General features: G+C 63.2%; 20 protein-coding genes. 15 read left to right on the forward strand and 5 right to left on the reverse strand.

Annotation, left to right across the window (positions count from 1 at the left end; all coding sequences use genetic code 11):
* Window positions 1–783: 783 nt before the first annotated feature.
* Entirely contained in the window at window positions 784–2,130 is a 1,347-nt protein-coding gene (locus ACFTZB_RS05500) for an FCD domain-containing protein (protein ID WP_378430473.1), read from the reverse strand.
* 585 nt (window positions 2,131–2,715) lie between these two features.
* Here ACFTZB_RS05500 and ACFTZB_RS05505 point away from each other — a divergent pair.
* The 5 genes from ACFTZB_RS05505 to ACFTZB_RS05525 all read left to right on the forward strand — a co-directional run bounded on the left by ACFTZB_RS05505 (window position 2,716) and on the right by ACFTZB_RS05525 (window position 6,912).
* Window positions 2,716–3,513 carry a 2-keto-4-pentenoate hydratase gene (locus ACFTZB_RS05505; RefSeq protein WP_378430474.1) on the forward strand — a complete coding sequence of 266 codons (798 nt, stop codon included), beginning with the start codon at window positions 2,716–2,718 and terminating at the stop codon, window positions 3,511–3,513.
* A 2-nt stretch (window positions 3,514–3,515) separates the two neighbouring features.
* A complete protein-coding gene (locus ACFTZB_RS05510) occupies window positions 3,516–3,761 on the forward strand; it encodes a 4-oxalocrotonate tautomerase family protein (protein WP_378430475.1) in 246 nt (81 codons plus the stop codon).
* Between the two features lies 1 nt (window position 3,762).
* Window positions 3,763–5,202: an aldehyde dehydrogenase gene (locus tag ACFTZB_RS05515; protein ID WP_378430476.1), complete on the forward strand. Its 1,440-nt coding sequence runs from the start codon at window positions 3,763–3,765 to the stop codon at window positions 5,200–5,202.
* A gap of 455 nt (window positions 5,203–5,657) precedes the next feature.
* Complete coding sequence (locus ACFTZB_RS05520) at window positions 5,658–5,864, forward strand: hypothetical protein (protein WP_378430477.1); 207 nt, start codon at window positions 5,658–5,660, stop codon at window positions 5,862–5,864.
* 418 nt (window positions 5,865–6,282) lie between these two features.
* Window positions 6,283–6,912, forward strand: a complete 630-nt coding sequence (locus ACFTZB_RS05525; RefSeq protein WP_378430478.1) for a TetR/AcrR family transcriptional regulator — start codon at window positions 6,283–6,285, stop codon at window positions 6,910–6,912.
* Window positions 6,913–8,585: 1,673 nt separating this feature from the next.
* On the opposite strand, the gene ACFTZB_RS05530 is transcribed toward ACFTZB_RS05525, so the two are convergent.
* Window positions 8,586–8,975 (reverse strand): hypothetical protein, encoded by a 390-nt coding sequence (locus ACFTZB_RS05530; protein WP_378430479.1) that lies wholly within the window; start codon window positions 8,973–8,975, stop codon window positions 8,586–8,588.
* A 634-nt stretch (window positions 8,976–9,609) separates the two neighbouring features.
* Between ACFTZB_RS05530 and ACFTZB_RS05535 the strand changes: the two genes are divergently transcribed.
* Window positions 9,610–10,668, forward strand: coding sequence for an alkene reductase (locus tag ACFTZB_RS05535; protein WP_378430480.1), 1,059 nt, complete (start codon window positions 9,610–9,612; stop codon window positions 10,666–10,668).
* 66 nt (window positions 10,669–10,734) lie between these two features.
* Window positions 10,735–11,187 carry a MarR family winged helix-turn-helix transcriptional regulator gene (locus ACFTZB_RS05540; RefSeq protein ID WP_378430481.1) on the forward strand — a complete coding sequence of 151 codons (453 nt, stop codon included), beginning with the start codon at window positions 10,735–10,737 and terminating at the stop codon, window positions 11,185–11,187.
* A gap of 289 nt (window positions 11,188–11,476) precedes the next feature.
* Here the strand turns inward: ACFTZB_RS05540 and ACFTZB_RS05545 are convergent, their stop codons facing one another.
* From ACFTZB_RS05545 to ACFTZB_RS05555, 3 genes are all read right to left on the reverse strand, one after another.
* Window positions 11,477–14,779 (reverse strand): protein kinase, encoded by a 3,303-nt coding sequence (locus ACFTZB_RS05545; RefSeq protein ID WP_378430482.1) that lies wholly within the window; start codon window positions 14,777–14,779, stop codon window positions 11,477–11,479.
* A gap of 431 nt (window positions 14,780–15,210) precedes the next feature.
* The gene (gene ribB / locus ACFTZB_RS05550) at window positions 15,211–16,488 is read right to left on the reverse strand and encodes a 3,4-dihydroxy-2-butanone-4-phosphate synthase (protein WP_378430483.1); all 1,278 of its coding nucleotides are present in this window, start codon (window positions 16,486–16,488) and stop codon (window positions 15,211–15,213) included.
* Entirely contained in the window at window positions 16,485–16,988 is a 504-nt protein-coding gene (locus ACFTZB_RS05555; RefSeq protein WP_378430484.1) for a flavin reductase family protein, read from the reverse strand. The genes ribB and ACFTZB_RS05555 overlap by 4 nt, the downstream gene beginning before the upstream one ends.
* Window positions 16,989–17,530: 542 nt before the next feature.
* On the opposite strand from ACFTZB_RS05555, the gene ACFTZB_RS05560 reads away from it, so the two are divergent.
* From ACFTZB_RS05560 to ACFTZB_RS05595, 8 genes are all read left to right on the forward strand, one after another.
* On the forward strand, window positions 17,531–19,096 hold the full coding sequence (locus tag ACFTZB_RS05560) for a TetR family transcriptional regulator (protein WP_378430485.1): 1,566 nt from the start codon (window positions 17,531–17,533) through the stop codon (window positions 19,094–19,096).
* Window positions 19,097–19,889: 793 nt separating this feature from the next.
* Complete coding sequence (locus tag ACFTZB_RS05565) at window positions 19,890–20,903, forward strand: alpha/beta hydrolase (RefSeq protein WP_378430486.1); 1,014 nt, start codon at window positions 19,890–19,892, stop codon at window positions 20,901–20,903.
* A gap of 435 nt (window positions 20,904–21,338) precedes the next feature.
* A complete protein-coding gene (locus tag ACFTZB_RS05570; RefSeq protein WP_378430523.1) occupies window positions 21,339–22,490 on the forward strand; it encodes an acyl-CoA dehydrogenase family protein in 1,152 nt (383 codons plus the stop codon).
* Window positions 22,491–22,537: 47 nt separating this feature from the next.
* The gene (locus tag ACFTZB_RS05575) at window positions 22,538–23,623 is read left to right on the forward strand and encodes a hypothetical protein (protein WP_378430487.1); all 1,086 of its coding nucleotides are present in this window, start codon (window positions 22,538–22,540) and stop codon (window positions 23,621–23,623) included.
* Window positions 23,624–24,057: 434 nt separating this feature from the next.
* Entirely contained in the window at window positions 24,058–24,801 is a 744-nt protein-coding gene (locus ACFTZB_RS05580; RefSeq protein WP_378430488.1) for a thiolase family protein, read from the forward strand.
* On the forward strand, window positions 24,801–25,271 hold the full coding sequence (locus tag ACFTZB_RS05585; RefSeq protein ID WP_378430489.1) for a Zn-ribbon domain-containing OB-fold protein: 471 nt from the start codon (window positions 24,801–24,803) through the stop codon (window positions 25,269–25,271). The genes ACFTZB_RS05580 and ACFTZB_RS05585 overlap by 1 nt, the downstream gene beginning before the upstream one ends.
* The gene (locus ACFTZB_RS05590) at window positions 25,258–26,043 is read left to right on the forward strand and encodes an enoyl-CoA hydratase/isomerase family protein (RefSeq protein ID WP_378430490.1); all 786 of its coding nucleotides are present in this window, start codon (window positions 25,258–25,260) and stop codon (window positions 26,041–26,043) included. The genes ACFTZB_RS05585 and ACFTZB_RS05590 overlap by 14 nt, the downstream gene beginning before the upstream one ends.
* A 20-nt stretch (window positions 26,044–26,063) precedes the next feature.
* On the forward strand, window positions 26,064–26,876 hold the full coding sequence (locus ACFTZB_RS05595) for an SDR family NAD(P)-dependent oxidoreductase (RefSeq protein ID WP_378430491.1): 813 nt from the start codon (window positions 26,064–26,066) through the stop codon (window positions 26,874–26,876).
* Window positions 26,877–26,880 lie beyond the last annotated feature (4 nt).

Raw genomic sequence — 26,880 nt, forward strand, 5'->3', positions numbered from 1 at the left:
GAACGAAACTAGCGCCTAGACACGCTACGCTCTCCGAATCGCCACCCGCGCCCAGGCGCGGGTGCCGATTTCACAGCGGAGATCGAGCGCACAACTGCTTCGTCGGCACCGCGCCGATCGCGTCATCGACGCCGCGGTGACCACCGGGGCTGACCTGAGCCTCTCGTCACTCAATCCGAGGCCGATGCGCGTCTATGCTCTATACGGGTTCGGCTCGTTTACGAATGTTGTTGACGGGCCCCCGGAGTCGCAGTGTGGCCGTCGGGCTGCTGGTCGAGAACCTGAGCGAAACGAGCTGTGCCTGCATCCACTAGTGGATCTGACTCTGACGAGGATGGATCAATTCCCGTGGTCAGTGCGGGGCGGACGCGGTCGCGGATCATCGCGACGGTGTCGCAGTAGACGCCAGTTCCGTGGGGGGCACGTTCTGCGGCAGGGTGTTTGACCGGAAGTCTCATCATGTTCCGAAAGCCCGCGTCCTGCGTCAGCTCCGCCAACCCCACCCACGCTCGGATCTCGTCCGGTTCAGAATCGGGCATGTATCTGTCGCCGCCTCCGGATGAATCCTTCGGCCGGGTTCGCCGTCACGGTTATCGTGCACGCCCGCGACGGACGAGCGGGCACAGTATCTCCCGCTGGCGGAGCCCGCCGAATGGGCGCGCGTTACTTCTCGCCCGTCGACGGCGCGCACGAGTGCTTCCTCGACGACAGACAGGTCTCCATCCCAGATGGTCAGACGCGCTCTGATCAGCGCCTAGTCGGATGGCGCGGATGGAAAAGCCTTCACTCGCGGGACGAAACTGTCTCCGCCGTCGGCGTGTGCGCCTCAGCGGCGCGAGCGGCCAAATGGGGGTCACGCGACGCGATAGCCTCCACGAGGTCGACATGAAGTTGCCAGTTCGTCTTCCAGGTAGCCCGGAACTGATCATCAGGGACTACATCCCGTACTGCGTCGCGGGCGCCGTCCAATAGTGACAGGTAAAGTGTTCGGAGCAAGTGGTTGCTTCCGAGCTGCGCGATCGCCTCGTGTAGGTCCCAATTGAGGCGGAAGTACTCGGCGGGCGCGTCGCCGCAGCGTCCCATCGCTTCGACCTGGTTGCGAAGCTGGCTGACATCCTCGTCACTTGCAGCGTGTGCGGCATGGACTGCTACCGGCACCTCAAGAGCGTTGCGGATCTCGAGTTTGTCGGCGACCGACATCGCCTCGTTGCCCAGCTCCAGAACCAGGTGACTCAGCCGGATGTGAGCCGGCGGAGAGGCGACAAAGATGCCGCCCCGAGGACCGGGCTTGGCGTAAACCAGTCCGCGGGTTTCGAGCAGGCGGATCGCCTCGTTGAGAGTGCCACCAGCGACGCCGTACTCGGTGCGCAGTTCCGCCTTGGTCCCGAGACGGTGGCCGGGCTCGACCTGCTTGCTCAGGATCCTCTCGGTGAGCTTCTGAGCGACCGCCTCGGCACGTGATGTCCACTCGCTGGATCTGGAGACGGGACCCGTCGAGTTCGCTGTCGTATCGAAATCGTAGTTTCGCCCAGGCAAGTCCGGCGTCGATAGTCTTCCAGCCTTCCCTGACAAGGAAATTCCTTTTCGGGCCCACGCGATCCGAACTTTCGCTTGTGCCGCCTGGCCTTCGAAGACGTGCGCCTTGAGGCGTCCGATCCGCCGATGCTCGTCAGGAGTCCTGCCTTTGAGGCGTTCCCGCAGGAGCGGCGTCCTCAAGTCGAGGAGCGCGTCGCGATGCGCTTCCCACTGTTCAAGCAACGCCTTTTGCGACTCGATGTAGTCCTCAAGCACAGCACAAGTGTCCTCGGCGCTGATGGAGTCGAAGTAGAGAGCCTGCAGTGCGAAAGCGTCTCGGTTGGGTGGGGTCGGATGCACTCCTGCTACCCACTCCTGGAGGGCGCCCTCGCCTTCGCTCGTCAGTGAGAAGACCTTGGTGTCGAGACCATTAGCTCCTTGCGCTCGCGTCACCTCTACAAGACCTGTGCTCTCCAACCGCTTCAATGTGCCATAGACCTGACTCTGCGGTGCCGACCAGATCAAGTTCTGGGCACCGGCAAAGAACCTCGCTAGCGAGTAGCCGTTCATCGAGCGAGCAGTCAGGGCGCCGAGCAGCGCGTACTTCAAGGACATGACAAGGGAGCGTACGACTACTCGGCCGGTTCCAACAGTTCCTACCTTGGATATTCCTATGTAGTAATACTGGGCCGATCATGGCTGAAAACAGATCCCGTGCCCCTTCCCGCAGAGCCTGCGAGGGCCGGCGCCACGCTCTCGCGACATGGCCTAGTCCCCGCCGTCGTCCGCGTTTCGCAGCGGCTCGGCGTTATCACAACCCCGCCAGTGCCACTCAGGCTGTCTCCGGTCCGCCGGATCGAGGATGACTCCGCTTGGACGGCCAGTTTGGTTCGACCCGAACGAGGAGTGGGCTCGATCGACATGGGACTCGGGTCGCACGCGCGAGCCAGCACGAAGTACCAGGTGCCGACGAAAGGCTCAACCCGTCGACTGACCGACCTTCGGTAGGGGTCTGCGACGCCCACGATGCGCCCCGGCGGGCTCAACCCAGCGGAGCAGCCCGTCACCGGTCTAGCACTTTGACCTAATTAGATGTAATGATTGCGTTCATCATGCACTGCATGTAGCCAAAGGAGGACCCGTGATCGACACCAGGACACCAGCCGATGCCGACGGCACCAGCCCGAAGAGGCCACGCACGTGAGCGCTCCCAACCAGCACGAGTGGACCCTCGACCAGGTCGTCGACGAGCTCCTCACCGCCGAGACCGAGCGCCGAGACCGCGGCCGCGTGGTCGATCAGTTCCCCGGCCTGGATCTCGAGATGGCCTATCAGGCACAGAGCATGCTCATCGAGCGGAAGGTAGCCGCGGGCGAGAAGATCATCGGCGTCAAACTCGGGCTCACCTCGGCCGCCAAGCAGCAGCGTATGGGCATCGACGCCCCGCTGACCGCTTGGCTCACGGACGCGATGGTGCTTGAGCCTGGCGCTCCCGCCGTCCTCGACGAGCTGATCCACCCACGCGTCGAGCCCGAGATCGTGTTCGTGCTCGGGGAGGAGCTCAGGGGACCGGATGTGACGGCCGAGCGCGCGCTCGCCGCCGTCTCCGAGGTTTACGGCGGCTACGAGGTCATCGACTCCAGGTTCACCGACTTCAAGTTCACCCTGCCCGATGTCGTCGCCGACAATGCGTCGGCTGCGCGCTTCGGGCTGGGGTCAATCGCCCTGGATCCGAACAGCCTCGACCTCGTCGCCGAAGAGGCGATCGTCGAGGTCGATGGCAGTGTCGTCGACCGAGCCACCGGTGCCGCCGTACAGGGCCACCCCGCACAGGCCCTGGCGCTTGCGGCGAACGATCTCGGCCGCCGCGGGCAAGTGCTCGAAGCCGGCTGGATCGTGTTGACCGGTGGCATGACCGATGCCGTGTTCCTGAACCGAGGCAGCACCGTCGCCGTGAGGTTCGCCAACCTCGGAACCGTCAGCGTTTCAGGAGGGTGACGATGCCCCTCGTCGAGGTGACCATCACCGAAGGCCGCGACACCAAGATCGTCCGCGAGCTCATCCACCGGCTGCACCGCGCCGTCGTCGACAGCGTGGGCGCCAACCCGCAGAGCGTGCGCATCATAGTCCGCGAGGTCCCGCGGGCGATGTGGGCAGCAGGCGACCAGACCCTCGAGGAGCGAGATGCGGCCACCGCCGCGGCGAACGCGCCTCACGACTACAGCACGAACGAAGGAAGGCACTGACATGGAGACGTTCGGCCACGTGATCGATGGACGCGAAGAGCAGTCCGAGTCCGCGGAGAGCTTCACATCCATCGACCCCTACACCGGCGAGCCGTGGGCACAGTTCCCCGTGGGCGGTGCGACGGAGGTCGACCGCGCGGTCGCCGCGGCCCGGCGTGCCTTCGCGGAGGGCCCTTGGCCGCGGATGACGCGCGCGGAGCGCAAGCGGATCATCCACCGATTCGCCGACCTGATCGAGGCGCACGCAGAGGAGTTGGCCCTGGCCGACACTCGTGACATGGGCAAGCCCGTCACCCAGAGCAAGGGGAATGACGTGCCTCGCACGGCGGACAACTTCCGCTTCTTCGCCGACCATGCCGCCATCACGCCGGCCGAGACTCTGCCGATGGACTCTGGCCACCACGCGTACACGCGCTATGAGCCTGCCGGAGTCGTGGCCGCGGTGGCGCCGTGGAACTTCCCCATGATGCTGGAGAGCTGGAAGGTCGCCCCAGCGCTAGCTTGGGGCAACACGGTCGTCCTCAAGCCTGCGGAGGACTCCCCTGCCTCCGCGACGATCCTTGCGCGCCTCGCCATTGAAGCAGGCCTGCCGCCGGGGGTGTTCAACGTCGTCCACGGCTTCGGCCCAGACAGCGCGGGCGAGGCGCTCACCCGACACCCTGACGTCGACCGCATCACGTTCACCGGTGAGTCCACAACGGGCCGCGTGATTGCCGCCGCGGCGGCCGCCAACCTCACGCCGGTGAGCCTCGAGCTCGGGGGCAAGGGCGCGAACGTAGTCTTCGACGACGCCGATATCGACAACGCCGTCGCCTGGTCCATCCGGGCCGTCTTCACCAACGCCGGGCAGGTCTGTCTGGCCGGCTCGCGCCTCTATGTACACCAGTCGATCCACGACGAGTTCGTCGCCCGCCTGGTCGCGGCGGCCGAGGCAATGGTGGTCGGTGACCCGAAGGAGCCCGTCACCCAGATCGGTCCACTGTCGAGCAAGACGCACTACGACAAGGTCCGCAGCTACTTCGACAGCATCGAGGAAGCTGGCGGCAAGATTGTCACCGGCTCACTCGACGATGGGCTGATCGTCCGGCCGACCGTCGTCATCGGGCTGCCCGCAGACGCGCCGCACCAGCGCGAGGAGATCTTCGGACCCATCCTGACCGTGACCCCGTTCGACACAGAGGCCGACGTCATTCGCACAGTCAACGACTCGCCATACGGGCTCAACGCGATGCTTTTCAGCGAGAACCTCTCGCGCGCACACCGCGTCGCTGCGCAACTCAACGTCGGAACCGTATGGGTCAACTGCTTCTTCATCCGCGACCTCCGAGCACCCTTTGGAGGCGTCGGCGACTCGGGAGTCGGTCGCGAGGGCGGATCGTTCAGTCGAGAGTTCTTCACCGAGCCCAAGGCCGTGGTGATGCAGATCGACCAGGCGCCCTGAGTATGTCGAGCCTGAGAGAGACCGTACGACCACCACTGCCTGGGCCGCCGCGGCGGTGACCCAGGTCGTCGCTGAAGCCGCGAGGCAACTGCAGGGGGCTGCCCTTAACGGAACTCCGACTGCTCCGGTGCGTGACCTGATCGGCCGCGACAACGCCGCGGCGTACACCGTCCAGTCGATCATCACGAAAGCCCGCGTGACTGGAGGTGACGCGGTGGTCAGCCGAAAGGTTGGCCTGACGTCCGACGTGGTGCAGGCCGGCCCAGCTCTGGGTCACCAGCCCGACTTTGGGGTTCTGTTCGACGACATGCAATACGCCGGCGGCGACGAGGTGCCGTCCAGTGCTGTCGTGCAGCCGTGCTCGACGAGCTCTTCGGCAGCTTGGGCTGCAATCGCGATCGGGCGTTGTTCAGCATGTTTCTATCCAGCGGGCTCGGGCAGGCGAGGTACTGGGGATGACGGTGGTCACCGACGCGCATCCCGGTGACGGCCGGATCTATTTGCAGACCAAGGGGCTCAGTGGAGTCAGGCAGGCGTGTCCGGCCGCACCGGAGGCGTTTGCCTCGCTGACGCTCTATCTCGGCAACTGGCCGACGCGGGGCATCGCCCCGAACTGGCTGAACTGCTGTGGTGGACCCGTCGGCGCCCGTTGCGGCCCTTGACCTACATCGCCCTGCGGGCTGTCCTGACACGGATCAACGACCAGCTCGGGACCAACGTCAGCCTGCACGATCTGCGTCACCATCAGCGTCGACACCGACGGCAACCTCACCGGCCCCATCCCGATCGGCCGAGAGAACACCGTGGTGGCTTTGACCGCCGCGTGCGTCTGGGTACCCATAGCCGGCGCCGTACTCCTTCCCACCGCATTCGCCTACGCGATGGTCAACCGAAACCGGTTGCGGCACTATGCACAGGAGCAAAAACAGTTCGACAGACCACCGAGATGGCCCCGAGCGCGACTGTGTTCCCCTTCGACCTCGCCTCCGCAGTCATGCTCGCCATTGACCTCCTACTACCGAGTAGCTCGAGCAGCACGTGCAGCGCCAGAGCGAGTATGACGAAAAGGATGCATCGATCATGACCCAAGCCCAGTCGCCGAGGACTCAAGATGAGCGTTCGAGCGCCGCTCGCCGCGCTCTCATCGGAGCAACGATTCAAGTTCTCGCCACGGAGGGCTACGGGCGCACCACGTTCACGCGGATCCAAAAAGTCGCGGGCGTGAGCCGCGGCCTGATCGGATATCATTTTGGCACCAAGGAGGCACTGTTTGAGGCCGTCGTGCATGCCATTCGCGATTCCTCAATCGACGTTGCACCAAGCGAGGCTCGGCGCGAAACGTCGGGCATGCAGCAGCTTGAAGAAATGGTCGATCTCTACATCGCCCGACTCGCCCGAGACCCCAAGCCCGCCCAAACGATACTGACGTTGACCATGCACTCCGTGGACGACAGTCCCGGGATCCTCGACGCGATCCAGATGCGGTACCAGGAAATGCGCGACAAAATCGCCAACTGCATCCGCACCGGCCAACGCGACGGCACCATCGTCGATGAGGTCGACCCTGACGCCCTCGCGACGGTGGTTCAAGGAATGCTGGGCGGAATAGCGATGCAAGTCGTAGTCGACCCCCAACACTTGCACATCGATACTGTGCGAGAAGCCGCACGGACCACACTCCGCAGCATCGCGACCAATGCTGCGAGTTGAGGAGCAACCTCAACACCGGCACACCCTCGGCTTTGCGGATACTGCGCAATCAATGGGAGTTGACTCAATACGTGTATTCCGTTGCCGCTGCACTGCTCTCGCATTCGTTTCCAGGATCAGCAGTAACGATCCGTCCTCGTCTCCGGCGTTGCTGCGCATCGACAGCCACAAGTCATGCTCCGGATCGGCTAACACCTCTGCCAGGGCTCGGCCCCTGCGACGATCACTTCCCCTCATCAGCGCTCGACCCATCACCGGGTTCTCGATGGCGGAACCAACACCACACGACATCGTCGAGATGAAGTTCCCGATCACGGGGATCCTCGAGATGTGTCCGCCTTTGAGAACCACCGCCCTGAGCCGTCAGGCACACTCAACTTCGTCGACACCCCGTCCATCTCGATCCGACAATCCCCCGTCTTACGCAGTCAGTCACCGCGGGAAATCCGACCTCACGCCCCGACACCATCGAGCGTTACTTGGGTGCCATGTAGTCGGGAACCATCACATCGACCTGCTCGACACCACCTGAAGGTAAAAGCGGTGCACCCACCCCTAACCGGCATCGACAACTCGTATCCGCGCTGCTCAAGCCGGGCGCGGACACCACCGGCACGTCGCGGCACCAGTCTCGATATGCAGAATCATGTCGACATCCTCCGTCGCCCAGGTCAGCGGCAGACCCGCGCGCCGCATGAAACTGAACCAGCGTCATTGCTCGGACTCAATCACCCCCAGCGATCTAGAGGCTCTTCTCGATCGCGAGCGACTGCCAACGCCGGACAAGCTCGGTCAGCGATCGGATTCGGTTATGTCCAGGTGTTGCGGGTATGCGCTCGCTAGGCCGAGTATCTCCTCTTCGCTGCATTTCGATTCAGCGATGATCTGCCATAGTCGGTCGACGAACCGCTGCGCTGTCATACCAAAGCGTACGAAGATTTCCTCCTCTGAAGCGCCTCCGAATGGTGCCCACATAAGGGCGAACCCCAGGAGATGTTCTGCCTCGCTGTCAAGATGGTTGCGTTCGCGGTTCGCTCCGGCGGCGCGACGTCTTTGACGTAGTAGGCGATATTCACGCGAGTTCATAGAAATCCATGCCTCTAATAGTGAATGAGAAACTTGGATGTGTGATCCGCGGCCGGGTCTGTCATCTCTCGCCCTGCCTGTCAGGTCATTCGCCCCCCGCACTACAAGCGCAGAAGCGGATTCTGGGGTCAAGTTTGCTGTGTTCGTAACTTGTTCGGCTGCTTAATGTTTCAGGCTGCTTTTGGCCTGCGCCAGGCGAGGGTGTCGAGGGCGTTGCAGAATACGGTCGCGGCCGCCCACAGCAGGTCGGGGAACTGTTGGCGAGATGGCGAGTATGTGCGGTCCTGTACGCAGAACACCGCCGTGGATGCCCGAGGTTCCGCCCACCTTCTCATGCCGAGGTGTTCAGCTACCACGCCGCAACAGCCGAGAGGCAACGCACTGGCCGCTGGCACTACCCGGTCGTCGTGCCCAGGGTTGGCGACGACGGGTCAGCATTCAAGACCTGGGCAATACAAGAGACCTCGCCGGCAGACCTCCAGCCGTCACATCTGATGAGTTCGACGCAGTCGACGGGCCTTCTCGCGCGGGACCTGTCGCCGATCCGGTGGCGGCACCACGAGGGCATTGACGAATGCCTAGCCGAATCACCCGACGTTTCCTGCGTCGACCAGCCTTCTGCTCCAGTCCATCGTCATGTGACCCGCCGAAGCCGTCGGTTGCGTGACCTGTGGAGGACGGCCACGTGCCCGGGGTGACGTCAAGGCGAGGTCTCCGAGCCCGACGTCGCGCATCTCACCGTTGAGGAACTCTCTGTCGCTACCAGCGACGATGAAATAGATCTCTTCAGCGTGCGTATAGACATGTTCACCGATCGCTGCGCCGGGTGCCAATCGGTTGTGCTCGAACGAATCCCAGTCGGCATGCAACATCAGTTCGGTGACGAACCGCTTCCAACGGTTGACTCCGAGGCCACCGTGCAGCCCATGCATCTCGCTGGGGCATCCAGTATCGGCCACGATACGTGGGTGGGACATGTGTTCTCTTTCCATGTTTCGTTCGTCGAGACGAGAACGACGGTCGAACGGTCACCGGCACTCGCGAGTGCCGGTGAATATTGAAGAGCCCTGGGACGATTCCACCGCAGGTGGCGGTAACCCTAGCTCGCGCCGCACCGGGGCGGTGCTTGTAGATCATTCCGCGGGGCGGGACGCCGAGGAGTGCGTCGACCATCGATTCGCCGTCGGTCGGAGTTGCTCCACGCCGTCCCTGGCTTCAGCATGCATTCAATGTAGATAAATAATTGTGACTGGCATCATGCATTTCGTGTAGTCCAGTTGTCAATAGTGGTAGATTGAAGTGAAGAATCTGGCTATATTGAGCCATAGCGGAAGCGGCTTCGCGCAGAGGCGCGGGGTCGGCAGCATGCGGCACCGCAGAGACCCACGGCGCAGCTCGACGTGCCCAACAGGAGCATTGACAGCCGCGACGAACGGGTGCGACCCCCGAGGAGGAGCGGAGAAGGCAACCACCGCCAATTAGTTGCTTGCGCCGTATAGTTAGTTGTGAAAGTATTAATCAGGCGCAAGCAACTATCGGCGTCGTGAAAACTGTTGAGTTCCGCTTCCGTATGGCACTGTGCCGTGCGCATCCTGGAGGAAGATCTGCGCGATGTCGCTTCTGTTTGCCCCTTTGACCATTGGCAATGTCGTTCTGCCGAACCGTGTCATCATGTCGCCGTTGACACGCTGCCGCGCCGGTGAGGGTCAGGTGCCCACCGAACTGATGGCGGAGTATTACGCGCAGCGTGCAGACGCTGGTCTAATCATCAGTGAGGCGACGTGTGTGAGTGCTCAGGGAGTGGGTTACCGGGCCACTCCGGGCATCTGGTCGCAGGAACAGACTGAGGGTTGGCGTTCTGTGACCGATGCCGTGCACGAAGCGGGTGGACGTATCTTCCTGCAGCTATGGCATGTCGGTCGGATCTCCGACCCGGAACTGCTCGATGGCAATCTTCCGGTCGCTCCGAGCGCCATCGCTGCCGCAGGCAGGGTGTCACAGCTGCGCCCGTACCGTCCCTATGTGGTCCCCCGCGCCCTTGAGACCGACGAGATCGAGGGTATCGTCGAGGATTTCCGGCGCGGCGCCGTCAATGCGAAGGCGGCGGGGTTCGATGGTGTCGAGATTCACGCGGCGAATGGCTACCTGATTGATCAGTTCCTGCAGGACAGCACCAACGTGCGATCTGACCGTTACGGCGGAACGATCGAGAATCGGGCCCGGTTTCTGCTCGAGATCACCGACGCTGTCATCTCGGTGTGGGGAGCGGAGCGGGTGGGTGTGCATCTTCGGCCGCGCGGGGAGGAGCACGACATGGGTGACAGTGACCCGAAGGCCCTCTTCGGGTACGTCGCCGAGGAGCTCGCCGAGCGTGGGGTGAGTTTTCTGTTCATCCGCGAGATCGAGGCCGAAGACAGCCTGCTCTCGCACATCAAGACGCTCTTTGGTGGTCCGGTGATCGCAAACGAGGAGATGTCGCACGAGGATTCCGAGCGTCTTCTGCGAGAAGGTGCCGCCGACGCGGTTGCCTTCGGTCGTGACTACATCGCCAATCCCGACCTGGCGGAGCGCCTGTCCACCGGTGCCCCGTTGAACGCCCCGGACCCGTCGACCTTCTATGGTGGCGGCGCCGAGGGATACACCGACTATCCGGTGCTCAACCGCCTCTGACGGCACTGGCGGTGCGGCTGCCGCGGGTACCTCGTGCGTACGATGTGGGGGTGGAAAGGAGTCGACGTGGCCTTCGCTGACGACGCGGTCGAGATTCGTGCGCAGGGATGGCGGACGGTCGCGGCCTTTCATGATCTGATCGAGACCAGACTCGAGAATGCGCTGCAATCGACGCTCGATTTATCGGTCATCGAGTACACAGTTCTCGATGTCCTCAGTCGTCAGGACAGTGTGCTGCACATGCGTATGCAGCAACTCTCGCGCGCGACGGCGCTCTCGAACAGTGCCACAACACGGTTGGTCAACCGGCTCGAGTCGCGGGAGTTGTTGTCGCGGTTCCTCTGTGTGGACGATCGGCGCGGCATCTACACGGAGTTGACTTCCGCAGGATCGGAGATCCTCGCTCAGGCCCGGCCGATTTACGATTCGGCGCTACGGGAGGCACTTGCGGACGCGGCCGCGGTACCGGAACTCGCCCCCCTGGTCTCCGCCTTCGAGAGCCTGCACGCCGCGCCGTAGCTGTGGCTATAGGGACCTGAAATACCAATGCCGCCAGGCATTGTGCTGACCAATCGACGACGTCAACTATCCAGGCCGGATCAAATTGAGGTCGAATTCCACCGTCCAAGCGGTGCCGAAGCGGACATACCCGTTCGGCACCAACCCCCCATCCCTGCCGCAGACTCGCGCCGAGCGCGAAGCGGCAGTGCCCGCCGGCGTGTGCTCGCACCGCAAATGGCTCCCAAAAGCACCTACTGGTCGGCAATTCAGACGTGCGCGAATTGGATTCCGTGGAAACGGCGGTTCGCTACCGGGAGGGCGGAAAATCGGGGTCGAGTGACGCTCGGGAAGACTGTTTCTGCAGTTCCACGACCCACGCCGCGATTTGTGCGCGTGAGGTGAATCCCAATTTGCTCAGAAGGTGTTCGACGTGTCCTTGCGCGGTGCGGGGGGAGATCACCAGACGAGCGGCGATCTCCTTGTTTGTTAACCCCTCGGCGACCAGTTCGGCGACCTCCTGCTCTCGTTTGGTCGGCTTGCCCGACGAACCAGCAGACTTTGGCGTCGGAGGGGTCTGCTCTCCCCGGGCGTAAGCGATGGCAGCGTCGAAACTGAGCGCAGCGCCCTCTCCGCGGGTCATCTCGAATGCGTGCGCACTCATCGCGCTTTGGCACTTGCGTACGCACTCCTCGTGGTACGGGAGCAGGCCGGGAAACAACACCATCGAACTCCCCACCGACCGGCCGAGTTGTTCGGCGGCTCCGATCAGTAGGACTGCACGACGGAAGTTCCCTTCCTCAGCGGCAATCCATGCCAGTGCCTGCAGGCACATGCTCGCGCTGTGGCGGTCATTCACCCTCCGGGTCTCGTGTAGGCCCAGCCCGAGCAGCAGCACCGCGCGGGCGCGCTCACCTGCTCTCCAGACCGCCACAGCGAGAGCCCAAAGAACATACGACCGGTATACCGATTCGCCGCGCGTTTCGGTGATCGCCAGGACGCGCTCGTAGTATTCGATGGCACGCTCCGTGTCATTCAGCAGTTCGTGGGTCATACCGAGGCCATTGAGAGCGGCGACTTGGAGAAGGAGAACATCTCGTGCGGCGTATACCTGGACGGCTTTGTCAAGGTGCGAGCGCGCGGCGGGCAGGTTTCCCTCGAACAGTGCCAGATAGCCGTCGGCGAGGTCGATGTGCGCTCGCGTCACGGGGTCGGTTGTCTGGTTGGCGAGTGCGCGTCCTTCTTCCACCAGAGTTGTCGCAGCGCGGAGGTCGCCCTGCATGCCGGCCATCAGGGTGCTGGCGTAAATCGCCTTTGCCCGTTCGATGGTCGGAGGGCCGGTCCGGTGGGTCAGGAGACGGTCAAGCCAGCGCCTCCCTTCGCTGAGCAAGCCACGGGAAAGCCAGAACTGGAGGAGGGCGCCGGCGATCCGAAGTCCGGCGTCGGGATTGTCGGAGACGCTGAACTCCAGCGCCTCTCGCAGATTGGTTTGTGCCCCCTCAATCCTGTTGATCCAGTCGAGCTGTCGGGCACTGATCCAGTCGGTTTCCGCCTCCAGCGCCAACCACTCGCACCAGTCGCAGTGCCGACGGCGTAGCTCCGGAAAGAGGTCCATGTCCTGTGCCTTATCGCGGCCGTATTCGCGCAGGGTCTCCAGCATTCGGAATCGCACCACGGCACCGGAGGTTTCGCGGGACAGTATGGACTTGTCGACCAGGAAGGTCACCGTATCGAGAAGCTGTCCGTCCGTGAGGACGCCGCGGCAGACCTGTTCTACGGCATCGAGTTCAAAGCTTCCTGCGAATACCGATAGCTGCGCCCACACACGTTGTTCCATCGGCGTGCAGAGCTCGTAGCTCCAGTCGATGCACATTCGCAGTGTCTGCTGACGCGACGGCGCGTCCCTTCTGCTTCGGGTGAGCAGTGCGTAGCGGTCGGCCAGCCTGTGCAGAATTTGCTCGGGTGTCATCGACCGTAGCCGGGCGGCTGCCAACTCAATCGGTAGCGGCAGGCCGTCCAGTCGTCGGCAGATTCGAACGATGGCGGTCTTGTTTTCCTGGGTGAGCTCGAAACCCGGAACAGCTGCAGCACCACGTTCGGCGAACAATGCCAGCGCATCATTGCGGGGCAGGCTCTTCGGTAGGTGTTCCGGATCTGGGACGGCGAGCGGGGGGACCAGGAGTACCGCTTCCCCGCCGATTTCAAGTGGTTCGCGGCTTGTTGAGAGAATCCGCAGCCGAGGGCAGCCGTGTAGCAGGCCTTCAGCAAGCTTGGCGACCGCATCCACCATGTGCTCGCAATTGTCCAAAACCAGCAGCAGCTTCCGAGAGACAAGAAACTCGACAAGAACCTCATACACGGGTCGCGCGGAACGGTCCCGCAACCTCAAGGCACCTGCCACCACATCCGCCAACAGCGACTCGTCACGCAGCTCACCCAACTCCACAAGCCACACACCATCGGAGAAATCACGCTCAGACTTTGCGGCCACACGCAGCGCCAGCCGGGTCTTTCCTACACCTCCGATGCCGGTCAACGTCACCAACCGCGAGGTCGACAGCAGGTTCCTCGCCGCGCCCAACTCCGCGCGGCGACCGACGAAACTCGTCAGCTCCAGCGGAAGATTGCCCGTTCGGTTCGACACATGCGCAGGCTCCGGCCCGCTGCCGTGCGGTACTCGGCCTGTCGAGGTGGAACTTTTGGCAACGCCTGGCTCGTCGGTCAGGGCCATCTCGTCCATGGGGAGGCCGTGGTGAAGTTGACATTCGCGGAGTTGTCGACCCAGTTCCGCCGCATGAGGGCGGGTTTGGGGGTTGCGCGACATTGCGTGTTCAATGATCGCGCTGACGTCTTCGGCAACGCCGTGCACGCGCAGGTCCGGAACAGACTCGGAGGTGATTCGAACGAACTGGGCGACCAGTTGCTCCCCGGTCCGGCGTTCGAAGGCGGCATGACCAGTGATCGCCGCGAACAATGTTGCGCCGAGACCGTAAACATCCGCTGCAGGACTCGGCGGCTCGCCGGCGAGAACTTCGGGGGCAGTGAACGCAGGCGAACCTGTCACAATCCCGGAAGTGGTCTCGAACCCGCCGACGATATGAGCGATGCCGAAATCCGACAACGCCGGCTCGCCGTAGTCAGTCATCAGGATGTTCCCGGGCTTGACATCGCGATGAAGGATCCCGAACCGGTTTGCGGTCTCCAGGGCGCCCGCCACCTTCACCCCGAACCGCAATGCATCGCCCAGCGGAAGCGGCCCGTGGCGCCGGATCCGCCAGTCGAGGGAGCCCTGAGCACAGTACGGCATGACAATGAACGGCCGACCACTGTCGGTGACGCCGGCGTGGAGAACATTGACAATATTGGGGTGCCCGGTCAGGCGGCCCGCCGCCTGCTGTTCGCGAAGGAACCGAGCCCGATTCTGCTCGTCGAGGTCAGCGGTAAGGACCTTGACCGCCACGATGCGGTTCAATGAAGCCTGCGTGCAGCGGTACACGATCCCGAACCCGCCGCGGCCGATCTCCTGCGCGTCCTCGAACCCGGCCACCGCCAACTCCGCCGCGACTGAACCGGAAGCGTCGCGTTGCGTGGCGAATGGATCGACATCGTTCATCAACTACATCGATTCGACCGGACCGACCACTGACGACAAATACAGCACAGCTCACCTCTCGAGGACTTGCCCCGTCCAGGATATCGCCGACCGCTCTAGCCGGCACACGACCGACGTCCTAGACCCGCGAGCAAATTTCGGGGCAATATCGCGACTCCCGACCGCCGAGAGTCTAGGTGGTCTAAGCCCCTACCCGTGGTCGGCATAGTTGATCAACTAACGTCGCGCGGGAACCCTGGTACCCCGGACGGAATGCTGAGGTGGCCTTCCCAATAAGCATACCTTTGAATCGTGTCGTATCCCGACACCCGGCAATAGCGCTATCGCCGGGTATCCACACACCTCGCACTCGGTCTCGCCGAGTGGAAATTCGCGCACCGGTTTCTCCTTACTGAGAAATGGCCCGCCACAAGATCTGTGACGATTCACAATCAACGGTCGGAGCTGCTGTCCACGCACATTTCGATGTCATCGAGGACAATGCGGTGTCCCATTCGCTGCTGCTTCGCGCGCAGGTAACGGATGTTGTGGACGCTACGGGTAGTCGGCAGCGACACACAGTCGACGATCGTAAGATCTTGGTCGTCGAGTTCCCGGATCTTTACCGGATTGTTGGTTATCAGCCTGAGCCGGTGAACCCCGAGGTGTTTGAGAATTCCCGCCCCATCGGCGAACGTGCGTGCGTCCACCTCGAAGCCGAGGGCGGTGTTTGCATCAACCGTGTCGAATCCGCAATCTTGAAGCGCGTATGCGGCAATCTTCGGAGCCAGTCCGATGCCGCGTCCCTCGTGACCGCGGAGGTAGACGATCGCACCGCACCCTTCTTCCGCAATTGCACGGAAGGCGGCTTCAAGTTGCGCTCCGCAATCACAGCGGAGGGATCCGAGAATGTCACCGGTAAGGCACTCGCTGTGCAGGCGCACCAGCGGGCCAGGATGGGAGTTGCTCGCGGCCTCAACGTCACCCATCACCAGAGCGAGGTGTTCGGTCCCGGCAGGGGACCGGAAGGCGTAGGCACGAAAGTTACCGAAGCGAGTCGGCATGGTCGAGCTGGCGACGAACTCGATATGCGCTTCGGAAGGGGGGACACGTTCATGTCCGAGTGAACGTCGGTGCTGGGCGAGCTCTGCAATCGTCACAACTGGCAGGTTGTGCTCATCGGCGAATTGCTGGAGGGCTCGTCCCCGGGTCATGGTTCCATCGTCGTTGACGATCTCAGCGATAACTCCGACTGGTTCCTCGCCGGCCAAAGTCATGAGATCAATAGCAGCTTCGGTGTGCCCGGGCCGTTCCAGAACGCCCCCAGGGCGAGCACGCAGCGGAAAGATGTGCCCGGGCCGGCGTAGTTGATCAGCGCGCGTAGTCGGGTCTGAAAGCGCTCGGAGGGTGCGTGCACGGTCGGCGGCAGAGACGCCGGTTCCGACGTCGTGGTAGTCGACGGACACAGTGAATGCGGTTCCGTGACTGTCTGTGTTGTCGACGACCATGTGGGGCAAATTGAGCGCGTCGGCCCGATTGGCTGACATCGGAGCGCATACGATTCCCGTCGTGTGGCGAACGAGGAAGGCGATCTGTTCGGAGGTGACCTTCGCAGCCGCGCCAACTAGGTCGCCCTCGTTCTCACGATCAGCGGAATCGGTCACGATGACGAGCCGGCCGGCCGCTATTGCGTTGACGGCCCGTTGCACCGAGGTCGAGGTCGAGGTCATGACGCCGTTTCCTGGAGAGCTCTATGAGTGCCGAAGACACGAGAGTGGTAGGTGAGGGGATCTCTTGGATTCGACTCCGCCTCGAGAACGTTTCCGAGCACGATGACGTGATCGCCGCCGGGGACGAAGTCGGCTACCTCGCAGGCGAGCCAGCCGCATATGTCGGGAAGACGCGGCGATCCGCCGGTGAGAGTCCAGGGCACTCCCTCGAACTTGTCGAGGCCTTTGCGAGCGAAAGACAGCGCCTCCCCTTGCTGGTCAGTGCCCAGGATATTGACACCGAACGCGCGGCGAGACCGAATGATCTCCAGTAGATCGGAGCCCGAATCTAGTGCCACTAAAACCATCGGCGGTGAAACCGACAGCGAGGCGAAAGCGCTGACCGTCGTACCGTGCGGACGATCGCCTTCCATTGCAGTGATCACCGATACCGGTGTGCACACGGCCGCCATGGCGTCGCGAAACGCCTGCGCCTGAGATTCGGTTGTTTCCGTGCTCATATCATCCTCCATCGAGACTCAAGCAAAATGGTGTTGCGGTGGTGCGTCGACGCCAAGGCCGAGAAGGTAGGGAGCGGCACCGAAAGCGAGTAGTTGCAAACGTCAAATCGACCTGAGCATCCTGTGTGCCTCTCGCCCAACAGGTAGAGCCAGTGGGACAAACCCCGATCCGATCCTCTCGGGTCACCCGGTTTTCCGTAAGCGCGGCTGGTGCTCAGGACCAACTACCCGCTTCAGGACACGGAGTCCATTCGCACGGGTACCGCCGGCGCACACGAGGAACGAGCTGAATGGGCGCCGACTGGGGCGGCACGGATTTCGCCCTGAGCAGGCAAAATATATGTCATCTCGGCACCCCCAATTCTGTATCGGTCGCCTGCTCGTGTGCCGGTTTGGTTCGCACAAAAGTTGGCTCCGCAGTGGAAGGTGTGGCTTCGACTTCCATCAAGGCAACGCCTCGCTAATGTGATGTAGATCTATTTCTACACACCATAAGGGTGGTGGTCAAGGCTATGACAAGCAACACCTGGGAAACTATGCCCATGGTCGACACAGGGAACGCGCGTCATCCGGACGGACGAGAAGGTGCGCCGCGCGATGCACTTATTCGGTCGGGTCTGGCCTTGATGGGATCGAAGCCATGGGTGAGGGTCTCCGCGAAGGAGATCGCGGAATCCGCCGGAATCGACCCAGCCCTCGTCACGTACTACTTCGGCGGCCGCAGCGGACTGATTGCGGCTATTGCCCGAGAAACGTTCGTCATGCTACGAAACCGTATGACGGTGCAGTATGCCGAGAAGGGTGACCTAGATCAGGCGTTGCACGCAGCTGTTGCCGATCCTGCCGCCGTTCTTGCGCGTGAGCCGCTGCTGGCCCAGCTGTACGTTGCGGAACTCTTGCTGAACGGTGACCCCCACACTGATGAGGTGCTCCACGATCTTGGGATGCCCTACTTCGAGGAGGTACAACGAGCACTAGAACGTAGCCGTCAGGCGGTGGGCCTGCACGGCCACCACGGAGGCCTGATGTACACCCTTGTGTCGATCACGATCTTCCGCTGGTTTCTTGAGCCGTGGTTCAGGCGGAATCCATCCGTCCGCGGCTCGCAATACGACGCCGAGGCATTCTCGTGGCAGCTCGCGGAGGTCGTTCTCCATGGGGTTCTCGGTACCGGGAGCACGAACGGAGCACCCAAGCCTCGGCGGCGAAAGTCGAAGCCGCAGGCTCTGGGGCATTCGGCGGTCTCGCACCCGACCGATGTCGTCCCTGCGACAGTGCGGGCCGCCTTTGTCGAGGCGGCGCTCGACATGATGCGTGAAGAACCCGACGCAGACCTGACGCCCCACAAGGTGGCCGAAGCCGTCGGCTATGACACCCAACTCGTGGCAGAGTGCTTTCCGGACGCGCTCTCGCTGATGACAGAGGTTGCGCGGGCCGCTGCCAGAATTTTGGGTAAGCCGACACGAACCCCTCGGCCACGTGGCCGTCCGACGACGCAGAATCCGGAGCTTGAACACCGGCTGGTTCAAGCGGCGATCGAGCTGATCGAAGAGAACGGAAAAGCAGTTTCCGCGCGAGCTGTCGCGGGCCGAGCCGGCTGCGACCCAGCCCTGGTCACGTACTACTTCCGCGGTAGGCGGGGTCTGTACCAGGCGGTTGCTGCGGTGGTCGTGACCGACCTCGTCGCGGCGTACCGTGCGGGCGCCGGCGCCATCCCTGCTGACGCAGGGTCGAAACAGTTGCGGTCGGGGCTGACGGCTGTGGTGAAAATGGTCGTCGATCGCCCGCAATTGGCCCAGTTCCTGCTCGATCAGTTCCTGGTACACGGAACGGCCGCAGCGGATAGCGCGCTTGCCGCACTCGCCGAACCATACTTCGCGGCCGTCCGTGAGGCGATCGAACTCGGTTGCGCGGCTGACGAGTTCAAGGAGTTCGACCGCGAGATTCTCCTCTACGCGATTGGTGCCCTTCCAGTGTTTCTCGCCGCCGTCAGACCCATCCTGCACCGCGCCTTTCGCGGCCCCGCGGACACCCTCACGCCATCGGAGATCGCGGACGAGACGGTAAAGCTAGTCCTCGACGGGGCGCTGTCGGCGAACTTCACATAGACAGCGGGATCCCTATCGCACTGCGCACCGGCAACCACCCCCGCATCGATGGGTGCCCAATCGATCCGCCTCCCATCGCCACGACAATCCGGCATCGCCGGGGGTGGACTCACGCACCACCTCGCACTTCGTGTGAGAACGGTTAGCATCGCGAGTTTGGCCCTGCTGAAGTCCCACCCACCCAACCGACTGCCGACCATGGCGCGACGGTGCCACTCGCTCATCCTGACGGTATCTCGACCTCCTGCGGTGAGACTGACGCACTGGTAGCCCTAGCTCTTGCGTCACTGACAGGACCTCTTCCCTCAACGTCGGCGATCCCGCCTCCCCGACGGTTCTTGGTGTACGAAACCGAACCCTCCCCGCCCGGCAACCTTCGCTGAGGCCGACGCTTCATCAACGGCGGAGGGGTTCTTTCGTCGATTGCGTGCTCGACACCGCTCCCCCACTCCCCCGCCGATCACGGCGCAGCGCTACAGCAGCCCCAACACAATTAGGTACGGAGGGGCGGTTCGGCCTGTGCATCACCACAGCCCGGCCACACATGGTTGCGCCCACAACGCTGCCTGGGCGGTGCACGACCAAGTTCCGTCCCCGCTCGTTAGCGGTGCCGTCGACTTTCATCGGGTTTGGCCATTGACGACCAAAATTATGTGGTGTAGAAATTGATCTACATCACATATGAAGTGCTCGCGATCGAAATCGTCCGGCGTCGCATCCCCATTGCCGGGCTACATGATGCCGAGCGCGCGATCCGCCAATTCGATAGACCGACAAAGGGATCGCGCAAGGATTGCCTGCCAGTCCTCGACTCGACTGTTTCGACACCAAGCGAGCAGCAAGCGAATATCGTCCAGCCCGGACACTCTCGCGGATAAACCCGTGCCCTCAAAGCGAAAAGGATCTCGACGCCATGGTTTCCGAACGAGCGAACGCTGTTGCGACCGAAGCATACGGTGCGTGGCACTCGCCGACTGCTGATCTTGCGAGCCTCCGCAAAGGTTTCGACAACATGTTGCCGGAGCCCGCCGACGATGTTGTGGTCGCGGAGAGCACCGTCGCTGGGATCCCAGGACGCTGGGTCAGCACTCCCACCTCGGGATCGACTGTCGTCCTCTATGTCCATGGCGGCGGATTCATACTCGGCTCGTCATTCGGCTACCGCGGTCTTGCAGCGCGGATCGCTCGGGTGTCGGACGCCTCCGCGTTCATTCCAGACTATCGACTCGCCCCGGAAACGCCGTTCCCCGGAGCATTCGACGACGTCGTCGCGGTGTACCGCGGCCTCATAACCGACCAGGGGATATCCCCGCACAACATCGCAATCGCGGCGGACTCCGCCGGCGGAGGTCTCGCCCTCGCCGCCGTGGTCGCTCTTCGCGACGCCGGGGATCCGCTGCCCGCCGCCTTGACACTGCTCTCACCGTTCGGCGACCTCACACTATCCGCAAATTCACTGAACACCAATGAGTCCCTCGACCCCATCAATACCACCCGCGGCGCCGCCGAACAGGGAGTGGCTCTGTACATCGGTGAAGGAGACGCCACGGATCCTCGTGCTTCAGCGATGTTCAGCGACCTCACGGGGCTCCCGCCACTACTGGTCCAAGCGGGAACGGCTGAAATCGTTCTCGACGATGCGATTCGAATTGCCGAGAACGCACGCAAGGCCGGTGTGGACGTCGACCTGCAACTTAGCTACGACATGATCCACGTCTACCAGATGTTCGCTGACCAGCTACCCGAAGGGCAGGCCGCCATCGAGGAGATCGGCAAGTTCATCCAGCGCCACGTCGGCGCTCGGTAAGCGACGACCGACCCTGGTAGACATCCGCCGAGACTCGCAGCAATCTCTTCCGCGGCGAACGCCGATACGTCGACGCAGTAGAACATCGCCAGCCCTACCTGCGGTGTTCACGCGCGGACACGGCACTACCAAGATCACCGGGCAACGCCGACAGAGGGCGACACGAGTTGGTCGGCCAGCCCAAAGCACCGGCGTGAAGACCCCACCCGGACATAGCAGGCGTAGACCACCCACGAGCGTCGCATCGCTGCACCACGCAGACACGGTGGCTGCCCGGGCCACTACAGGCGCGTACTTCAACGCGTATCTCGAGGAGAATTGATAGTCCATGAGCGAAGCATCGAAACAGGCACCAACCGTCTGGATGGGTCCTACCACCGCCGGAAGGACGGAGTCGCCGCGATGAGTACGACCGTAGATTCGAGCGCGGTGACGATGCCCCTGCTCCCGACGGACGAGGAAGCCGCTCTACGAAGTGCCGTGCGCGCCATTGCCGGCAGCTTTGGCTGGGAGTACTACACGAAAATGGCCCGGCAGTACCAGCAGCCGGTGGACCTGATGGCGCAGCTGGGCGCGAACGGATTCCTCGGAGTTCACCTGCCGAGCGAATTCGATGGTGGCGGCGAGGGTTTGACGGAGTTGGCGATTGTTGTCGAGGAAGCTGCCGCCGCCGGCTGCCCCGTCCAACAGATGATCGTGCACGCCATCGTCGGTTGCATTCTGAGCCGTTGGGGCAGCGACGAGCAAAAGTTGAGATGGCTTCCCGGACTGGCCGCTGGCGAGGTGACATTCGCGTTTTCTATCACCGAGCCTGATGCGGGATCGAATGCGCACAACATCACCACCACGGCCCGGCGCGACGGTGACCGCTACCTGATCAACGGTCAGAAGACTTTCTGCTCCGGAGCCGATCGAGCGGATGCGATCTTGGTGGTGGCGCGCACCGGCACGCACGAGCGGTCCGGGCATGGGCTTCTGTCGCTGTTCATCGTCGATCCGAACGCACCGGGTCTGGTCCGTCAACACATCCCCACCGCCCCCATGGTCGGCGGCAAGTCCTTTCAGTTGTTCTTCGACGACGTCGAGGTCTCGGCCGACCAGCTCGTAGGTGTTGAGAATGAAGGCTGGAGGCCACTGTTCGACGGCCTGAATCCTGAACGAATCCTGGCGGCTGCCACGTGCAACGGCCTGGCGCGGTTCGCGCTCGACAAGGCGGCCCGGTATGCCAACGACCGCCACGTGTGGGGTGTAGCGATCGGCGAGCATCAGGGCGTTGCCCATCCGCTCGCGGAGGCCAAGATCGAGTTGGAACTGGCGCGGTTGATGACCGCGAAGGCGACCGCGCTGTATGACGCGGGCGTCGACGCCGGTGAGTCGACGAACATCGCCAAGATGGCGTCCGCCGACGCGGCGGTGCACGCCATCGACCAGGCGATCCAGGTGCACGGCGGCAATGGGATGGCCCTCGAGACGGGCCTGACTGACGCGTACTGGATCGCGCGGCTCTACCGGATTGCACCGGTCTCGCGCGAAATGGTTCTCAACTACGTTGCCCAGCATTCGCTCGGCCTGCCGAGGTCGTACTGATCATGACGAGGCGAAACCCCGTCATTGTGGGAATGGCAGAAACTGGGATGACCAAGCCGCAGAACGGGTCCATCGACGAAGTGGTGTTCGACGCTACGTTCAGGGCTTTGCAAGATGCCGGCGTCTCACGGGCAGAAGTGGATCTGTCTGTGGTCGCCTCGATCGATCTCTTCGACGGGACCGCGATGTCGAACAGCGTGACAACCCCGTCCGCTGCCGGATGGATGACGAATGAGTACCGGCTCGAGGATGATGCAGGTGTCGCGCTGGTCAGCGCGGGTGCGGCGATCGCCGCGGGCGACGCCGAGATCGCCATCGTCGTGGGCCTGCATTACCCGGCGTCCGGGGCGTCGTTCGCATTGGCCGAACAAGAGTTCGCCGAGCGCGTCGCCGCCCTGTCGCTCGAACCGCTCTACGAGCGTCCGGTCGGGCTCACCGCTACAACGAGCCTGGCGCTGCACGCGGCACGCCAGCTCGCGTTAGGTGAGACCACGATCGAAGAGATGGCAACGATCGCCGCGAATGAAATCTCACGCGGCTCGGGCCGCCCCCGAAGCGGGCGTCGCACGGTGGCTACCGCCGAGCAGGTACTCGCCTCACCGCAGGTATCCAGCCCGATTACGGAACTGATGCTGCCCGCGCCGGTCAGCGGGGCGATAGCGCTGGTGCTCGCCTCGCCGGCACGCGCACAGTTGTGCCCGCGGCCACGCGCTGCAATCAGGGGGCACGGAATCTCCAACGGCGGAAACGGTGCCGTGAACGAATGGGTCACAGACCCGCAGGCGAGCACCCGGCGTGCCGCCGCGGCCGCATACCGAAGGGCCGACGTCGATTTCCCTAACCGTGAATTCGACGTCGTCGAGTTCACGGCACCCACGCCGGCGCTCGTCGACCCGCTGTGCGAGGCCCTGGGTATCGACTGGGCGCCTAACGATGCCCGCCTGAACCCGTCCGGCGGGGCCCGTAGCGCCTACGCAGGCGCCGCGAACGGAGCATTGCGCGTTCTCGAGGCAGTGGACTGGCTCGACAACCACGGCAGGCGGGGAAGCCGTGCGCTCGTACACAGCGTCGACAATCTCACCGGGCCGATCGGAGCAACCAGTACCGTGCACGTGTTGGAGCGCGTCTCATGACCGAAGCAGTTGTCGCCGGGGTCGGAATGACCACGAGTGTCGCGTCGCACCGCCAGAACCGCTCCCGGGCAGAACTGTGTCAGGAAGCGACAGCTGCCGCACTCGCGCACGCCGGGGCCACCCCGGATCTCGTCGATGCCATCGTGATCGGTCAGATCGACGGCCTCGAACCAACGAATGTCGGCAGCCGCCATATCGCCCAGCAGCTCGGCCTCGGGCCTGTCCCAGTCTTCGTCGTCTCCTGCGGCGGAGCAACTGGTGCGACCTTGCCGCAAGTGGCCACACACCTCGTCCGATCGGGGGACTATGAATCCGTATTATGTGTGGGTCCACCAACTTTCGATGGTGTCGTCGACTTCCAGAAGACGCTCAGCAAGACGTTCGCCGCCATCGAGCCACCTCTCGGAATCGGTCCGGTACACATCGGCGCGTCGATGGCGGCCGCATACCAGCAGCGCCACCAGATCGCCGACACCGACATCGCGCTGGTCGCTGTAAAGGCGCATGACCACGCAGGGTCGAACCCGAACGCGCACCTGCGCAATCAGGTCACGATCGAAGACGTCCTCAGCAGCCCGCTACTCGCAACGCCCTTGCGTGTCGGGATGGTATGCCCGGTCTCGTCCTCGGCGACGGCCTTGCTCTTCACGTCGGAACGGCGTGCGCATGACCTGCGCAATCCGATCGTTCGGGTGCGAGCGATCGGATCGTCCGCCGATACCGGGCGGGTGTCCGGGCGCCAGGATGTTGGTGCGATGTACAGCCTGGCTTTGCTGGCGGAGCGGGTTTTCGCGAAGGCAGGTATCACTCGTCCTCGCGAGGATCTCGATGTCGCTGAGATCTTTTCACCCTATGCCCCATTCGAACTGATGCAGTACGAGGCACTCGGCTTGTGTGGGCCGGGAAGAGCCGGTGACCTGCTGCGGAGCGGAGCCACGCGGGTCGGCGGCGACCTTCCGGTCAACGTGTCGGGCGGACCTTTGTGCAGCAACGCCGGCGTCGCGGCCGAACTCGCACCGTTCGGCTATGTGGCACTGCAGCTGATGGGTCAGGCACTCGGAGAACAGGTCGACGGCGCACGCCGGGGAATCGCCCATTCGATGGGTTCGACCTGGTTCATGTCCAACGTCCTCGGGGTGCTCGAGCGTGACCCGCAGGACCGAAGCAAGGAAGATTGATGACTATTGAGGAAGAGGCGGCAACAATCGCCGTCCGTTGGGATTTGAACTTCCAGTTCAAGCTGGGCCAGACGGCCGGACGATTCATGGCAGGTCTGCGCGACCAGCAGATCCGCGGTACCCGCTGCACGAACTGTCAATGGACGTTCGTTCCCCCCCAGGCGTACTGCGAGCGCTGCATGCACCCCGTCGACGAGTGGGTCGACATCGCACAGACCGGGGTGATTGACGCTTTCACCGTTGTCCATATCGCACCCGGCGGGCCGCCGCCGCCATTCGTGCTGGCAACCATCCGCCTCGACGGCGCCGACGGTCTGCTCCACCACCACATCGGCAACGTCGAGTTCGACAGCGCTGGCACGGTCCGCGATCTCCGGCCCGGAGACCGCGTCGAGGCGGTATGGAGCGAGCAGCGCACCGGACAGATTCTCGATATCGCATACTTCGCCCCGATCGATGAACAGCGCTGACACGGCGGCTCCTGCGCTCTACGAGCTGCGCGGCCAGGTTGCCATCATTACCCTCAACCGACCTGAGAAGTACAACAGTCTCACACCCGAGTTGTTGACATTGCTCGAGGACTTTTCCCGGACCGCCCAGTCCGATCCGCAGGTGCGGGCCATAGTCGTCACCGGCGCGGGGGAACAAGCCTTCTGCGCGGGCGGCGACCTCGGTGAGCTGATTCCTCAGGTGATTCGCAGTGACAAGAACATCGTCGTGCCGGACCCGTCCAAACGGTTCTTCTCCGACGTCTTCAAGCCGATAATCGCAGCAGTGAACGGAGCATGCATCGCGGGCGGGTTCGAGATCATGCTGGGAACCGACCTGCGAATCGCCGCCCGCGAAGCCACCTTCGGGCTGGGTGAGGTCCGCTGGGGAGTGATCCCGTCGGCGGGCACACACGTACGCCTTCCACGGCAAATCCCGTGGGCGGTCGCGATGCAGCTGATACTCACCGGCAGACCGGTCGACGCCGACCGCGCCTACGCAGTCGGACTGGTCAACGAGGTCGTTCCTCGCACGGATGTTCTCACCCGGGCCATCGAACTCGCCAACGAGATCGCAGGGAACGCACCGCTCGCGGTCACTACAGCGAAGGAGATCGCCGTCCGCGCTCTCGGACTCGAGGCTGGATTCGCCCTCGAGTATGCGCTGGCGGAGCGGGTGAAGCGCAGCGACGACGCCCGCGAGGGCCCGAGCGCATTTATCGAACGCCGCAAACCGACTTGGACCGGGCGATGACGCCCAGAGGAGAGATCGACATGCCCACATCCGAAGCGCCGAGCGCAACCACGACAGTGTCCGCCCCGTGGCACCGTCTCACCGATCACGTCGCCGTGATCACCGGCGGAAATGCCGGCATTGGACTTGGAATCGCCGGAGGTCTCATCGATTCAGGTGCCGCCGTCGCGATCTGGGGGACAAACCCGGAGCGCAACGCAGCCGCGGTGCAGCAACTTTCCGCCCGCGCGCCCGGGGTATCTGCCGCTGCGTTCACCGTCGACATCGCCGACGAGGAGGCTGTCGAAAATGGCATGCGGGACGTGGTCGCCCGATTCGGCAAGATCGACTCCTGCTTCGCCAATGCTGGAATCAGCGGAGCGGCTTCCGCGACAGATACGCTCGACACAGCGGCCTGGAAGCGAACGTTGTCTGTCAACCTCGACGGCTCGTTCTACACGCTACGGGCGGCGGCACGGCAGATGCGCGAGCAAGGTGAAGGCGGTTCTCTCGTGGTAACCAGTAGCCTGGGCTCGATTGAGGGCCTCCCCGGATACGCCCCCTACGCGGCAAGCAAAGGTGCCATCAATTCCGTGGTGCGCGCACTCGCTGTCGAATTGGCGCGGTTCCGCATCACAGTGAACGCCCTGGTCCCCGGCTGGATCGACACCTCCATGCAGCAAGGACAGCTCGACAGCGACGCTGTGAAGAGCAAGATCTTGACTCGAATTCCTTTGCGGCGCTGGGGCACTCCCGAAGACTTCGAAGCCATTGCGGTTTTGCTCGCCGGCAATGGTGCGCGCTACCTCACCGGCCAATCGATCGTCGTCGACGGCGGCTACTCGGTGTTCTGACACG

The organism is Rhodococcus sp. NPDC057014, assembly GCF_042673295.1.
GTDB lineage: Bacteria > Actinomycetota > Actinomycetes > Mycobacteriales > Mycobacteriaceae > Rhodococcus_F.